General features: G+C 34.3%; 16 protein-coding genes and 1 pseudogene. 10 read left to right on the top strand and 7 right to left on the bottom strand.

The window, feature by feature from the left end:
- Window positions 1-88: 88 nt before the first annotated feature.
- Together FH508_RS12705 and FH508_RS12700 are read right to left on the bottom strand one after the other, a co-directional pair.
- Window positions 89-736: a FusB/FusC family EF-G-binding protein gene (locus tag FH508_RS12705; RefSeq protein ID WP_172771668.1), complete on the bottom strand. Its 648-nt coding sequence runs from the start codon at window positions 734-736 to the stop codon at window positions 89-91.
- A 263-nt stretch (window positions 737-999) separates the two neighbouring features.
- A complete protein-coding gene (locus tag FH508_RS12700; RefSeq protein WP_172771667.1) occupies window positions 1,000-1,296 on the bottom strand; it encodes a hypothetical protein in 297 nt (98 codons plus the stop codon).
- 370 nt (window positions 1,297-1,666) lie between these two features.
- Here FH508_RS12700 and FH508_RS12695 point away from each other — a divergent pair, with 370 nt between their 5' ends.
- From FH508_RS12695 to FH508_RS12685, 3 genes are read left to right on the top strand one after another with little or no spacing between them, the layout of a single operon-like run.
- Window positions 1,667-2,065, top strand: a complete 399-nt coding sequence (locus FH508_RS12695) for a MarR family winged helix-turn-helix transcriptional regulator (RefSeq protein ID WP_172771666.1) — start codon at window positions 1,667-1,669, stop codon at window positions 2,063-2,065.
- Window positions 2,065-2,412 (top strand): DUF3147 family protein, encoded by a 348-nt coding sequence (locus FH508_RS12690; RefSeq protein WP_172771957.1) that lies wholly within the window; start codon window positions 2,065-2,067, stop codon window positions 2,410-2,412. The genes FH508_RS12695 and FH508_RS12690 overlap by 1 nt, the downstream gene beginning before the upstream one ends.
- 15 nt (window positions 2,413-2,427) lie before the next feature.
- Window positions 2,428-2,913 carry a GNAT family N-acetyltransferase gene (locus FH508_RS12685; RefSeq protein ID WP_172771665.1) on the top strand — a complete coding sequence of 162 codons (486 nt, stop codon included), beginning with the start codon at window positions 2,428-2,430 and terminating at the stop codon, window positions 2,911-2,913.
- Window positions 2,914-2,926: 13 nt separating this feature from the next.
- Here FH508_RS12685 and FH508_RS12680 read toward each other — a convergent pair whose 3' ends face one another.
- Entirely contained in the window at window positions 2,927-3,106 is a 180-nt protein-coding gene (locus tag FH508_RS12680) for a hypothetical protein (RefSeq protein ID WP_172771664.1), read from the bottom strand.
- Window positions 3,107-3,370: 264 nt separating this feature from the next.
- Between FH508_RS12680 and FH508_RS12675 the strand changes: the two genes are divergently transcribed.
- The 3 genes and pseudogenes from FH508_RS12675 to thrS all read left to right on the top strand — a co-directional run bounded on the left by FH508_RS12675 (window position 3,371) and on the right by thrS (window position 6,911).
- A complete protein-coding gene (locus tag FH508_RS12675) occupies window positions 3,371-3,862 on the top strand; it encodes a hypothetical protein (RefSeq protein WP_172771663.1) in 492 nt (163 codons plus the stop codon).
- 158 nt (window positions 3,863-4,020) lie between these two features.
- Window positions 4,021-4,530: a hypothetical protein gene (locus FH508_RS12670; protein WP_172771662.1), complete on the top strand. Its 510-nt coding sequence runs from the start codon at window positions 4,021-4,023 to the stop codon at window positions 4,528-4,530.
- A 459-nt stretch (window positions 4,531-4,989) separates the two neighbouring features.
- Window positions 4,990-6,911: pseudogene (gene thrS, locus FH508_RS12665) on the top strand (threonine--tRNA ligase).
- 153 nt (window positions 6,912-7,064) lie between these two features.
- Here the strand turns inward: thrS and FH508_RS12660 are convergent.
- From FH508_RS12660 to FH508_RS12650, 3 genes are all read right to left on the bottom strand, one after another.
- On the bottom strand, window positions 7,065-7,541 hold the full coding sequence (locus tag FH508_RS12660) for a hypothetical protein (protein ID WP_228134067.1): 477 nt from the start codon (window positions 7,539-7,541) through the stop codon (window positions 7,065-7,067).
- A gap of 217 nt (window positions 7,542-7,758) precedes the next feature.
- Window positions 7,759-7,923 (bottom strand): aspartyl-phosphate phosphatase Spo0E family protein, encoded by a 165-nt coding sequence (locus FH508_RS12655; RefSeq protein WP_172771661.1) that lies wholly within the window; start codon window positions 7,921-7,923, stop codon window positions 7,759-7,761.
- A 533-nt stretch (window positions 7,924-8,456) separates the two neighbouring features.
- Window positions 8,457-9,011, bottom strand: a complete 555-nt coding sequence (locus FH508_RS12650; RefSeq protein ID WP_172771660.1) for a GNAT family N-acetyltransferase — start codon at window positions 9,009-9,011, stop codon at window positions 8,457-8,459.
- A 273-nt stretch (window positions 9,012-9,284) separates the two neighbouring features.
- Here FH508_RS12650 and FH508_RS12645 point away from each other — a divergent pair, with 273 nt between their 5' ends.
- Together FH508_RS12645 and FH508_RS12640 are read left to right on the top strand one after the other, a co-directional pair.
- Window positions 9,285-9,767 carry a GNAT family N-acetyltransferase gene (locus FH508_RS12645; protein WP_172771659.1) on the top strand — a complete coding sequence of 161 codons (483 nt, stop codon included), beginning with the start codon at window positions 9,285-9,287 and terminating at the stop codon, window positions 9,765-9,767.
- Window positions 9,768-9,786: 19 nt separating this feature from the next.
- The gene (locus FH508_RS12640; protein WP_172771955.1) at window positions 9,787-10,209 is read left to right on the top strand and encodes a GNAT family N-acetyltransferase; all 423 of its coding nucleotides are present in this window, start codon (window positions 9,787-9,789) and stop codon (window positions 10,207-10,209) included.
- Window positions 10,210-10,373: 164 nt separating this feature from the next.
- Here FH508_RS12640 and FH508_RS12635 read toward each other — a convergent pair whose 3' ends face one another.
- Window positions 10,374-11,117 (bottom strand): class I SAM-dependent DNA methyltransferase, encoded by a 744-nt coding sequence (locus tag FH508_RS12635; RefSeq protein WP_172771658.1) that lies wholly within the window; start codon window positions 11,115-11,117, stop codon window positions 10,374-10,376.
- Window positions 11,118-11,327: 210 nt separating this feature from the next.
- On the opposite strand from FH508_RS12635, the gene FH508_RS12630 reads away from it, so the two are divergent.
- Window positions 11,328-12,104, top strand: a complete 777-nt coding sequence (locus FH508_RS12630) for a CPBP family intramembrane glutamic endopeptidase (protein WP_228134066.1) — start codon at window positions 11,328-11,330, stop codon at window positions 12,102-12,104.
- A gap of 85 nt (window positions 12,105-12,189) precedes the next feature.
- Window positions 12,190-13,362, top strand: coding sequence for a c-type cytochrome biogenesis protein CcsB (ccsB, locus tag FH508_RS12625; protein ID WP_217270082.1), 1,173 nt, complete (start codon window positions 12,190-12,192; stop codon window positions 13,360-13,362).
- Window positions 13,363-13,377 lie beyond the last annotated feature (15 nt).

The following is a 13,377-nucleotide window of genomic DNA, read 5'->3' as shown; positions in this document are numbered from 1 at the left end:
GATGGTTTTTTTGTGGGGAAAGTTTGTCTGAATGTATTAACGACATACAAAATACAGCCTTCCCTAAAGTAGGGAAGGCTGTTTATGATCAAGTAACGCGCTCAAAAAATGCAATTGTTTTATCCATATCTGTCACATGTTGATTACACGTTTCGCTGTCAGCACAAATATAATTACTATGGTTCGTATAAGTGCCAACGACATTCCCTTTGATGGAAGTTGTAAATAGTCCTACATCAGAGTGACGATTACAGATAGCACATATACCACGAACGGTATTATTTGCAAATATGCCTTTGATTGCTTTTAGCTTAGCGTCTTGCTCTAAAATGACATATTTACGATGTGTGCCAGGATCATCCCAAGCGAAATAACAAATTTGCTGAAAATCTAATCGTTCTAGATTTGGCAACTTAAGCTTCTTTTCTTTTTTAAACAAGCTTTTTATAGTGCTTGAGGTAATTGGCTTAAATGGGATGACATATGATTTTAGGTTGTGCAAATATGCTTCACCTGCTGCACGCTCAGTTACTGTATAAATGGGCTCAATTAGTTGGGCTTCTGAAGTTGTCATGACAATGTTATCAGAAATCTCTGTTTGAACAAGGCCACGCACAGTTTGAATGACATTTGTATCTTTTGAAGTAGCGATTGTTTGTAAAATTTTATTCATTTGTTGACCAAGTAAATTATAGTTTGCAACCGTTAAAAACGGCTGAATTAATTGTTTATCCATTGAAATCACTCCTGTAATTAGGCTTTTGTCTTTGTGGCCTAAAGAGATCATCCATTTTTAAGTTAATCTAGACCTCTTCGACCTGTATAAAGTCGGGTCTAGAGCAGGCATTACAAAAGAATGCGACCATTTCGATTCCTCCTTATAAAGAGAACTATTATTATTTTAACATTTTAAGGCAGTGAAATAAAGAAAGAGGTGGGGTTTTTTCTAAAATAAAAAAAGGCTGTGCTCAGCAGCCCTAAAACCGTCCACTATTGAATTTACGATACCATAGACATAATAAATTTCCCTGAAAGCATGAAAATCGCGTAGATAAGTAATGCACCAATAACAGCAATGCTAGGCTTATACCAGTTTGTTAAGAGGAAGGCGAGTACAGTGAAGAGCAACATACCGACTGCACCAAAAACTGTATTTTGTAACACACTATGAAAGGTATCAGCTTTCATATTTTTCATCTGCATGCCCATATTAATGAGCGTTAGTATAGGCAATGCGGTAATAATGCCCGATAAAAATAAATATTTAGACTGACTTAAGAGTAAGGCTAAAACCATAATGATTCCACCAACAAAAAAATACACCAAATATAACACGCATAACCCTCAATTTCATAAACTCTTTAAGATTTAGTAGTGTAATGATACTGCACATAGTACAGGCTTACAATAGCCTATCAATGTAAGTAGAAAAAAGTTATCTAATAAATGAATCAATTTGCAATAACTAGCGATTTTAAGCAGAGAGCAGTGAGCAAATAGACTATTGTATGAGGATGGAACAAATTAAATGAAAGGGACAGAAGGATAGTTTTCCGAACACCTTGTTGCATAATAAATATCTAATATATTAATAATAATCGCTTTATTTATATCGTCATTTACGATATAATCGCTAAAGACGATATATTAAAGGAGTATAGAAATTATGATACAAGAAATTAATCATTATTTTACAAATATTTTTTATCATCTCCATACAACACATGAAGATGTAATTTCCCATCAGAGCGTGCGTATTTTACAGATGATTCAAAAGGAAGATGAAGTGACAGTTCGCGATATAGCAACATTACTGAATATTTCACAAAATACAGCTTCGGAGCATATAAAAAAGCTTGAACGGCATGGCTGGGTTGAAAAGATTCGAGCAACCGATGATCAACGCAAAGTAAAGCTCTTTCTAACCGATAAAGGGAAGCTTGTTTTAAAGAAAAACACAGAATTAGACGATAATAAGCTTAAGCAAGCACTGAACCTATTATCAGAAGAAGAACAAAAAACTATTTTGGAAGCATTTCGGCTATTAAGTGAGGTGTCGAAATGATGTACACACTTGTAAAAATTATTAGCTCCGCTGCAATTATTGCTATTGTGACTGAAGTTGCGAGAAGGTTTCCTACATATGGTGGTGTAATTGCTGCATTGCCCCTTGTCAGTATTTTAAGTATTATTTGGCTAACCGTTCAAAGTGAACCAAATGAGCATATTCAGCGCTTTACGGTAGGAGTTATTGTTGGACTTCCAGCTACAATGGTCATGCTTTTTGTGATGTATATGGCGATGAAATCATCGATTCATATAATATTTGCCATAGCGTTAGGAGTCGCATCATGGGTAGTTTGTTTAGGTATTCAGAAAGCCATTGCTGGAGTATTCCATATATCTATTTAAAGAAGGTGAAGCAAAATGTCAGTCATAAATATTTCTCAAGTTCATAAAAAGGAAGTCATCGAGTTTTTTCAAGCACATTGGGGAACTACCGAAATGGTCATATCTAGTGGGGTCTATGATTGTAGTAAGTTAGAAGGATTTGCTTTTCTTGATGAAAGTCAAAAAATTGTAGGTCTTGTAACTTACATTATCCGAGACAAGGAATGTGAAATTATTTCTCTCGATAGTATAGAAGAGGGAAAGGGAATCGGTACATTACTTGTTCAAGCAGTAGAGGACCAAGCCCGCCAACATCATTGTACAGTTGTTTCACTTATTACTACGAATGATAATTTACATGCATTAAAATTTTATCAAAAGCGTGGCTATTATCTCGTGGAAATTTTACAAAATGCGGTTGAGCGTGCCAGAGTATTAAAACCAGAGATTCCCCTAATCGGCAACGATGGAATTCCTATACGTGATGAAATTCGTTTGCAAAAACCATCTGCCTCGATATGAGACAGATGGTTTTTTATGATTTTTTTCTTCTTGGAATTTTTATTTTAGGAGTGAAGAGGACGGTAACAAGCAAGCCTAAATATAAAGGATACTTTAAGAATTCATTCGTTGAATAACCTAATAAAAACGGTAATCCGATTAAAATCATCATTATGCCAATACTAAATAGTACAATCCCCATTGTTTTAAACAAATATAACCTCCTCTATTTTCCATTAAGATGCCAACGTAATGGACTTTTTCTATTCTAGATTGATAGTAACAAATATTAACAAAATCTGCACGGAGGGTCGTTACTTAAAATTAGGAAGTCAAAACGCATCTATCCCGACAGACCTATTGTTTTCTTAGAATACTAAATTGCAAGATGAACCATCATTGCTAGTTGAAAGAATTATGTTCCGCTGCTTGCCATTTCTCGTTATACTAATGTGGGAGATTGAAAGTGAGGAATCTAATGAAAAAAATATTCTTTGTGTTCTTTTTTAGCGTACTAGTAGTGGGTGCAACTTTTGTAATTTATTTAAAAAGTAATCCTCCGCTTGTAGTGAATGGTTATACAAGTGTTAATGGTAATCCAGATATTCGTTTAATTGAAATTGAAAATAAAGGTATAAGAGAGCTAAAGTTACAAACGATTCTCGTCGATGAAAAGTATCCTGAAAGTGCTAAGCTGGTCGTTAGCAAATCAGAACCATTTGAAGTCGGGACAAAAATTGAAAACAACGCAAATATGACATTTCATAAGTTAACGCAAGTAAGGATTTTCCCAAGTCAATACATAGACAGACAGGCAATTGGTAAGCAACCACAACATTATGCAATACAAGTAAATGCTGCATCGATTCAAAAAGTAACAATTCAATACAACTATTTAAAAATACCATTTACATTAACAGCAGAGCTCCAAGCAAATAGCGCGGAAAAAAATGATACTAAATCAAATTAAATCATAAAAGAAGCGTTTATCATTTACGTATAATTAAATTATTTGTCATATCGTTTAGGCCAATGTCATTTCATAAGATTGTTTGATGAAAAAATCCCTTTTTTCCTAAATCATGGTAATCTATTGGTAATAGTTATTGCGATGATAGGAGGGGGCTAATGGGATTAGTAATCGTTGGTGTCGTACTTGTACTTAGTATTTTAGGTACCATTTTCGTTCTTGTTAAGAAGCAGTCTAAAGGTGATATAAGGCTCCAGGTTGAAGCAATATGTGAAGGAAAGAATGAATTGGATCAGGCCATTATGAAGATTTACTTTACGTTTTCAATTGGAAAACTTGCCAGTCGTCGTAAAGAAATTATCGGTAGTATTGATTGGTCTGAAGGATGGATGCCCGTCAGCTATAATTTGAAAGAACACGGCAGCTATAGGGAAGATCGAATCCCTACATTGATAGAAGACAAATACACTACTTTTGATATAGATGCAACGAATGCAATTGATAGCGATGGGAGTGGGGAGGGTTATATTGTACTCGTGTTAGAAAAGCCGACGCATACAATGCTGTCTAGAGCAGGTGTGATGCTAGTCGTAACGGCTAACTTAGTATCTTATCAATTGTCAGAATCTATAAGCTGGCATAATGAAGTAGTGGTCAACCATTATTAACTCATAAGGATTGCACTTCACAATAAATGCTCGATTCCATAACAAAAAAATTTTTTTTTAGAAAAAATGTATGCGTTTTACACACAGTGTTATTAATAAAAAGGTCATCATTACTAATGTGAAAATTAATTTTCAAATATTGACAAGTATTTAGATGTCCGATATAGTAAATACCAATTTCATGAAACAATGAAAATAGCTATGACAGGGACACGAGAACTGATGAACGATTCACAGAGAGGGAAGCCTAGCTGAAAACTTCCTAATGCCGCATCATTTTTTACTACCTTCGAGCAGTGCTTGGAAACATGCACCGTAATTGCGACGTTACTGCAAATCAATGAGCCGCTAGTGCATCTAGTGGGAATTTGGGTGGAACCACGGGTAAATTACACATACTCGTCCCTGTTTTGGGACGGATATGTGTTTTTTTTATTTTCTAGTAAAGGAGAAAAGAACATGTCAAATCAAGTATTAAACATTCAGTTTCCAGATGGAAAACAACAAGTATTTACAAAAGGTGTTACACTAACCGACATTGCACAGGCGATTAGTCCCGCATTGCGCAAAAAAGCAATTGTAGGAAGTGTGAACGGAACCATCACTGATTTGACGCGCCCTATATTGGCAGATGCCCAAATCAATCTATTTGATGCTAGCTCACATGAGGGAATCGAGGTTATTCGTCATTCAACTGCTCATTTATTAGCACAGGCTATTAAACGAATATATCCAGATGCGCAGTTTGGGGTAGGACCTGTCATCGAAAATGGGTTTTATTATGATATTGATTTAGCACAATCCCTTGTACCAACAGACTTACAAAAGATAGAAAAAATGATGAATCGAATTGTTCAAGAAAATATTGAAATTCACAGAAAAGAAGTATCTCGTGAAGAGGCAAAACGATTGTTTCAACATGATAAATGAAGTTGGCATTACTCGCTGATATTCCTGAAGATGAAATCATAACAGTTTATGAGCAAGGTGATTTTTATGATTTATGTCGAGGACCACATGTATCCTCTACAGGTAAATTGCGACACTTTCAATTAATGCAAGTTTCAGGGGCGTATTGGCGAGGGGATAGCCAAAATAAAATGTTGCAGCGGATTTATGGTGTTGCATTTGCTACAAAAGAAGAATTACAAGATTACTTTATATTTTTAGAAGAAGCAGATAAACGCAATCATCGTAAACTAGGAAAAGAGCTGGACCTATTTATGTTCTCCGAGGAAGCGCCAGGCATGCCATTTTATTTAGCTAACGGTCAGATTCTTCGCAATGAATTAGAATCCTTTTTACGAAATCTACAAACGAAATATGACTATCAAGAGGTGCGTACACCGTTTATGATGAACCAGCGTCTATGGGAACAATCGGGACATTGGGACCACTATAAAGACAATATGTATTTTACACAAGTAGATGCTCAAAGCTTCGCATTAAAGCCGATGAATTGTCCTGGACATATGTTGATTTTTAAAAATGCAAGACATTCATACCGCGATTTGCCAATTCGCATGGCGGAATTTGGGCAAGTGCATCGACATGAATTTAGCGGTGCATTAAATGGTCTATTACGCGTACGAACATTTTGCCAAGATGATGCCCATATTTTTGTCACACCAGAGCAGATTGAGGATGAAATTAATTTAGCGCTGAAGATCATTGATCACACGTATCAAGTATTTGGCTTCGAGTATGAAATTGAATTATCAACACGTCCTGCTGATTTTATGGGTGATATTCAACTTTGGGATGAAGCGGAAACGGCATTGGAAAATGTCCTCACTAATGCAGGGTATCCTTATAGAATAAACGAAGGAGATGGTGCTTTTTACGGACCTAAAATTGACATTCATATAAAAGACGCCATTAAACGAAGTCATCAATGTGCAACGATTCAACTTGATTTCCAACTGCCTGAGAAATTCGATTTAACATATTTAAATGAACTGAATGAAAAAGTAAGACCTGTCGTTATCCACCGTGCTGTTTTTGGTTCAATTGACCGCTTTTTAGGCATCTTGATAGAACATTTTGGTGGAGCTTTTCCAACTTGGTTAGCACCACAACAAGTTATCGTAATTGGTGTTGCAAATATCCATCAAGAGTATGTTCAGCAAGTTGTACAAGCACTTGAAAAAGAACACGTACGAGTTCGTATAGATAATCGTCAGGAGAAGCTCGGGAAAAAAATAAGAGAAGCACAAATGAAGAAAACACCCTATATTCTAGTATTGGGCGATAAAGAACGCGACAATCAAAGTGTTACTGTACGCAAATATGGTAATCAAGCATTAAATGAAAAACCATTACAGCAGTTTGTTGAAGAAGTTAAACAAGAAATTTTGCAAAAAGCCTTACCTACTAGTTGATCGTAGAGAAAAGCCTGGTTGGATATTTCAATCAGGCTTTTTCTCATTTAAATGTAAAATCAGAAAATATTGATTAATGTAAGAAAGATACTTCTAGTAACGGTTATTCGAGCATACTATATAGTAGATGTACTTATTAAGAAACATTATGACTCATCGACTATTAGTAATGAATGGCGAATACTTACTACTACCTAATAGAATATTATTCGTTCCAGCATCGATCACTATATATTTATGCAATTCATCTTGTCCGTTTTGGCGATATGAAGCTAATAAATATACTTGTCTGTTTGGATGAATCCGAATGTAATTTGATAAATCTAATTTTTCACTAGTATCGTTTGTTTGCATATGAAAAATTTGAAGCGTGTCAGGCACATCTTTAAAAAGAATTTTTTGACGAAGGTTGAATGTTGCATCTTTATACTCTTCATAGATGGATTTATCTAATTGCTTATAAAATTCATCTTCAACAAGAAAAGATTGAAAGTGATTACTAGGGTATTGAAGCGTAGTGTCAGATGTTGTGATAGGTTCACAAATAGTAGTTGTTGATTCTTCAGGTGTGTGTGTTTGTGAAAATAAATTCGAAATAACGACCAAGGTTAAAAAAAGCACTTGCATCATTTGGCCTCCTATAATTAGCGTTATAGGTAGAATTCCCAATTTTTTGTTATGTATACGTTTCATTACAGTAACATTGAAAAACGAGGGAAGTCGACAGGGCGTTTTAACAAGTAATTAGGCTGAATGAAAAACCAGCCAAGTTAACATTCAATCTGACTGGTTTTATCGAAAATGGGATTACTTTATAAAATTTATTTATAAATACTCCTCCTTTATGTTAGGATGCTTGTTTTAAATATTTATTTAGTAAAACATCAAGCTCTTGGCTATAATCTACTACGGCGGGGTGAGTAAATCCTAAATCTTTTGCCTTTTTATACATAATTCTCCTTTTAATCTCAATTTCAAACTTCAAGAATTGTTTAAGCAATAAATGTACCAACTTATTCTCCTCCTAATTTTTTTCTGCATATTCTTGATTTAAAATTCCAATGACTTTGATTCAGCTTTTTCATTGTATATCAGTTAAAACAAAAAAATTGTCATATTGTGTATCGAAATTGAAATTCGTAATTTAGTCACAAATTAGTCTATGTAACTATAAAAATACTGTGAATTGTAGTGAAAATTTTATCTTCTTTTGTTAGATACATAAGCTATGTAAATAGCGAATACACGGCATTTTTCCAACGAAAAAGGTTTAGAATTAAACTTTTTGTATTTATGTCTTTTTTACTATATGGAATTCTCCTTCTAACTAGAAAAGTTTAAGAGAACTATGCCATTTTTTCATTTCTTGTCGCAATTTATCAAATTCTATTATTTGCTGTTTAATTATTAGGAATAATTCTTTTTTCTATAATTACTTGACATATATAGACTTTTTGATGCTCAGAGCGTTTAGGCAAAATTCACAACGTTTCATTATATACGCATAACGCACACATTCTATAATTGAATGTGTGCGTTTGTTTTTTAACTACGGAAGGGCCACTCTTCACGTAACAGGCCGAATAAAATAATATCGTGAAATTCACCGAAGCGAAAAATTTCATTACGAAGAGTACCTTCTTTTGTAAATCCACATTTTTCATAGGAACGTATCGCGCCTGCATTAAAGCTAAACACTTGTAGTTTAATTTTGTTTATCGCAATGTAGTCGAAGATAAACGTGATGAGCGTCTGCATTGCATCAGTTCCCAATCCTTTACCCTGCCATTTTTCACTAATAGAAATTCCTACTTGACAGGTGCTATTAGTCCAATTTATAGAATATATGCCACAAGAACCAATAAGCTGTTGTGTCGTCTTTTCAAATATACCAAAGATAAATTCTTCTTTTTTTCCACTAATACTTTGAAAGAATGAGGTATGGTCTTCTACAGTATGTGGGAAAGGAATGTCATCATTAGCAAGCAATAGTGTATGTTTTTCACTCTCCACTTTTATAAATTCTTCTAAATCAGAAGATGCCATTTGCTTTAATATAATTGATTGCCCATTAAGAAAGTTTTTAAAATATTGTTCCATATTAATTCTCCCATGTTTAAGGGCTGTAGAGTAAGTTTTACATCCCTTTGAAATTAGTTAGTTCCATACGTTTCTACTGCTTTGAGCGCAATCATATTCGTTTCTCCTTTAATTTGAATAGTGTAATAATATCATATATTGGAATTTAAAGTAATTAAATACAAAAACAACGTAAGCGTGTGTGATTTTTTAGTAAATTGAAGTTTTTCTATTTTTCCATTAATTGTTAAAATATGTTAGAATTGTTTGAAAGAAAATGAAAGAAGGGATAAAATGCGCCTAAAATTTTATGAAGCATCAGATAGTCCACTGATTAAGCAATATACATTATCTGAAGAGCAGCTTTGTTATACGATGTCCCCTCAGGCAAGTATTGAACTAGTTAAAACCGATAAAAGTCGACATGCGGTTTTAGCGTTGAAGGAAGGGAAGCTTGTTACTTTTTTTGTTCTTCACGAAAAAGAAGGAGTAAGACCTTATACTCAAAATGAACGAGCTTTATTAATCCGTGCATTTTCAACTGACATTTATGAACAGGGTAAGGGGTATGCAACTGAAGCATTACAATTATTGCCTTCATTTGTACGACAATATTTTCCTAACATAAACGAACTAGTTTTAGGTGTGAATTTTCCGAATACTGCTGCACAGGCATTGTATAAAAAGTGTGGTTTTATAGATGAAGGTGTAAATGCAGTAGGGATTAACGACGATGAGTTAAAAGTAATGCGTTATGATTTACAATCAGTCAGATGAATGAAGGGTGAAAGAAAAGATGCCAATAATGCAGGCGAATATAGAGCAAGTGGATGCGCTCAGTACAATGGATAAGGAAGTAGTAGGGGATTTTTCAAGAAAAGAAATGATAATAACTGCTATTAAAGAAAAACGATGCCTTGTTCAAAGAACGCACAGAGGGATCGCAGGATTTTTAATTTATACGACTAATTTTTTTGAATGTAGTTTTATTTCATTAATTATTGTAAAGCCTTCAGAACGAAGAAAAGGGGTGGCTACATCTTTACTAGCTCATTTTGTCAACATGGCTCCCACACTTAAAATTTTCTCCTCTACAAATCAATCAAATTTGCACATGCAAAAAGTTTTTGAGTTAGCTGGATTTAAGAGAAGTGGCTATATTGAAAACTTAGATGATGGTGATCCTGAAATTATTTTCTTTAAATCAAAAGTGGATTGAAATAGAAAAAAATTGTTTAAGTGCCTGTCACTTATTTATTTCGTTTTCCACGGGCACAGTGTATGCCGCAACCCACGCTAAGCGTGGATTGTTGCGACTTACAACTTATGCTATTCTATCAATTGTTTAGAAAATTCAGAATTTTTTGAGTGCCTGTCACTCAGTTAGTACTTTTTTTTCTTTGCTCTAATTAATAAAAAAGAGGGTTTGCGTAATTCTTTTTTGAGCTTCGGTAGTGCTTGAATGGCTTCAAGCGAAGGGATAGGTTCTTCAATTTTTTCGATAGTGAGTCCATGCGCAATTAATGTATTAAGTATCGTAGATAACGTCCGATGATACTTAATAACACCGTCCACTAACCATGTTTGCTTTCGCATACCTTCCGCTTGATAATTATCCATTGCATAATGACTTACATTACCATCCTCATCGAAAATCCAATTATCCATTTGTTTGCGTGCTGTGACAATCGGGTGTTCAATGGAAAAAATGATAATACCTTCTTCACGAAGCATTGACGATATTTTAGTAATAACTGCTTCGAAATCCTCTATATAATGTAGTGCGAGTGAGCTTGTGATACAATCAAAGCTATTTTCTGGTGCATTAAATTCTTCAAATGATTGTAAACAATAAGATATGTTTGGATGTGCATGTACAGCTTTAGCAACAGCAAGCATATTTTTCGATACATCTATCGCAGTTACATGGCGCGCTTTGTTTTCAATACAGAACTTTGCAAATTCTCCCATACCACAGCCGATATCAAGTACCTGTAAGTCATGTAGATTAGGCAGTAATGCTTTAAATGCTGGCTGTTCAAGTAATTGATTATAATTGAATGGGGATGTTCGTAATTGTTGGTATTGCTTAAAAAAATTGGGGTTATCATAAATATTCTGTTGCATGTAAAACCTCCGATTTATTTTCAATAACGTTATGTTTTATTTGCGCATGTTTATTTTCCCACATAGTTAAAGAAAGAAATAGACTTAAAATATAATTTTTGGTAATATGTAGATAGAGGCATGTCTGCTTTATCAAAACCAACTTTTTACGTTAGTGAAAAGTTGGTTTTTTTTTTGAAATGATGAATTACATGATAAGGAGTTGAAGTTTTGTCAAATTATTTAGTGATAAAAACTACATTATGTATATACATTCTTACTACTTTAGTTCATCTATTTTTACTGACATTTTCTAATGGGCGAAGCTTGATTGGGCTTACAATGATAATTCCACTCCTCTCCGTTTTTCTTATGCAAAAAATAGGCGCAAGCCTACCTATTGTTTATTCCTTTGCTTTTAAAAAGCCAAAATGGAATTGGTTATTAGCAAGCATTGTAATGCCCATTCTCATGGGGGGCAGCATTCATTTATATTTCCTATATACAAATCGTGGGACATTTCTTGTAACGAGCATAGCTGATCTTTTTCCCTTAATACTCATTGGTCTTACTATTAGTACACTTTCAGCATTATTAGAGGAAATTGTCTGGCGTGGAAATTTTCATTTTTATTTGCGTCAGTATTACGGTTTGTGGCAAACCGCTTGCATAACAGGTGCCATATGGTCTTTATGGCATTTACCAATTGCACTATTTTATAAATCTTATAATATGCCATTTTTAGGGGTAATTATTTTTTTGTTACTGCTATATGGGATATCGTTAATACTTTCATTGTTCCGAGAATATGGACAATCTATTATGCCAGTCGCTATATTACATGGAATGATGAATGTGTTTTTTTTAAGTGATGGGTACCAAATGTCGGTTTCATTGGATGTCCAAGAAGGTGTAAAAGGAGCTATAATCCTGCTTCTATCCGTCTGCTTTTTCTTGTCTCGCCACATTTTTGTAACATACACCATTAAAAGAAGGATTTTACAGTAGAAAGTGGACACTTAATATAACGGTTTACGTTCTTTTATAAAGAGGCATTCACAGCTTCTACCAAAAAAGGATGTTGGAGGTCGTTATGTTGGAAACAGAAAAAATTTTAAGTATGAGTGGGAATTCGCTATCTGGCGCCTTTATTTTATTGTTAATCGCCATTTTCCCATTTGGACTAGCAGTAAAATCGTCTGGACAGACGTTTAAAAGGCTTGGTCTTATCCTTACATATTCCGCCTTTGTTTTGCAATTATGCTATTTTATTTTAAGGTGGATTGCAGTCAAGCATGCGCCTGTAAGTAATATGTATGAGTTTATGACGTTTTTTGGCATTATGTTAACGGCTAGTTTTCTTATCATACATTTTTTGTATAAGCAAATTGTCGTAGGGTTATTTGCTATACCTGTAGTACTTATCATTCTCGGCTATGGAAGCGTTTTTACAAATGAGGTGACACCGCTAGTCCCTTCATTACAAAGTAATTGGTTAACAATTCATGTGATGACAGTTGCCTTTTCAAGTGCTATTTTATCTATCTCATTTGCCACGGGAATAATTTATTTACTAAAAACATTGGATGTTCAAAAGCGATCCCTTAGTACGATTTCGTTAGAATTTGTCATGTACTGTTTGCTTGTTGTCATCGGCTTTAGTGGCGTATCGACTGCATTTAATATAATAAAGAATGACGTACATCTTCAATTTGAAAATGCACAAGGCAAGGAAGAAAAGGTTATTTATTCGATGACACCTCTTATTGTCAATAAAGGAGCATTAAAGGATAGTGGAGACTCTATTGGATTATTGAAAGTACCCCAGAATATAGATGCAAAAAAGTTAAATTCTATTATCTGGGCATTTATCGGGGGGACTATTTTATATGGACTCATACGAATCATCTTTAGAAAGCGAGTTATTGTTTTATTAAAGCCACTGTCAAAACGTGTACAGCCAGCATTAATGGACGAAATTTCATATAGAGCTGTTGTGATAGGTTTCCCATTATTTGCTTTAGGTGGCTTATTATTTGCAATGATCTGGGCACAAATTGCTTGGGGAAGATATTGGGGTTGGGACCCTAAAGAAGTATGGGCACTAATTACATTTTTATTTTATGCAGCTTTTTTACATTTACGTCTTTCCAAAGGATGGGAAGGGGAGAAAACTGCATGGTTATCTATCATCGGTTTTGGCATTATTGTTTTTAATCAAGTTTTCGTTAACTTAGTCATTGCGGGTCTCCATTCTTACGCTTAGAGAAATATTTACAAA

It is taken from the genome of Lysinibacillus sp. CD3-6 (genome assembly GCF_006351725.2).
GTDB lineage: Bacteria > Bacillota > Bacilli > Bacillales_A > Planococcaceae > Lysinibacillus.
This window is presented reverse-complemented; position numbering and strand designations above follow the sequence as displayed.

Excerpts from the sequence above, each read along its gene's own strand:
- FH508_RS12705 (WP_172771668.1), bottom strand. The coding sequence starts at position 736 with ATGGATAAACAATTAATTCAGCCGTTTTTAACGGTTGCAAACTATAAT.
- FH508_RS12700 (WP_172771667.1), bottom strand. The coding sequence starts at position 1,296 with ATGGTTTTAGCCTTACTCTTAAGTCAGTCTAAATATTTATTTTTATCG.
- FH508_RS12695 (WP_172771666.1), top strand. The coding sequence starts at position 1,667 with ATGATACAAGAAATTAATCATTATTTTACAAATATTTTTTATCATCTC.
- FH508_RS12690 (WP_172771957.1), top strand. The coding sequence starts at position 2,065 with ATGTACACACTTGTAAAAATTATTAGCTCCGCTGCAATTATTGCTATT.
- FH508_RS12685 (WP_172771665.1), top strand. The coding sequence starts at position 2,428 with ATGTCAGTCATAAATATTTCTCAAGTTCATAAAAAGGAAGTCATCGAG.
- FH508_RS12675 (WP_172771663.1), top strand. The coding sequence starts at position 3,371 with ATGAAAAAAATATTCTTTGTGTTCTTTTTTAGCGTACTAGTAGTGGGT.
- FH508_RS12670 (WP_172771662.1), top strand. The coding sequence starts at position 4,021 with ATGGGATTAGTAATCGTTGGTGTCGTACTTGTACTTAGTATTTTAGGT.
- FH508_RS12660 (WP_228134067.1), bottom strand. The coding sequence starts at position 7,541 with ATGATGCAAGTGCTTTTTTTAACCTTGGTCGTTATTTCGAATTTATTT.
- FH508_RS12650 (WP_172771660.1), bottom strand. The coding sequence starts at position 9,011 with ATGGAACAATATTTTAAAAACTTTCTTAATGGGCAATCAATTATATTA.
- FH508_RS12645 (WP_172771659.1), top strand. The coding sequence starts at position 9,285 with ATGCGCCTAAAATTTTATGAAGCATCAGATAGTCCACTGATTAAGCAA.
- FH508_RS12640 (WP_172771955.1), top strand. The coding sequence starts at position 9,787 with ATGCCAATAATGCAGGCGAATATAGAGCAAGTGGATGCGCTCAGTACA.
- FH508_RS12635 (WP_172771658.1), bottom strand. The coding sequence starts at position 11,117 with ATGCAACAGAATATTTATGATAACCCCAATTTTTTTAAGCAATACCAA.
- ccsB (WP_217270082.1), top strand. The coding sequence starts at position 12,190 with ATGTTGGAAACAGAAAAAATTTTAAGTATGAGTGGGAATTCGCTATCT.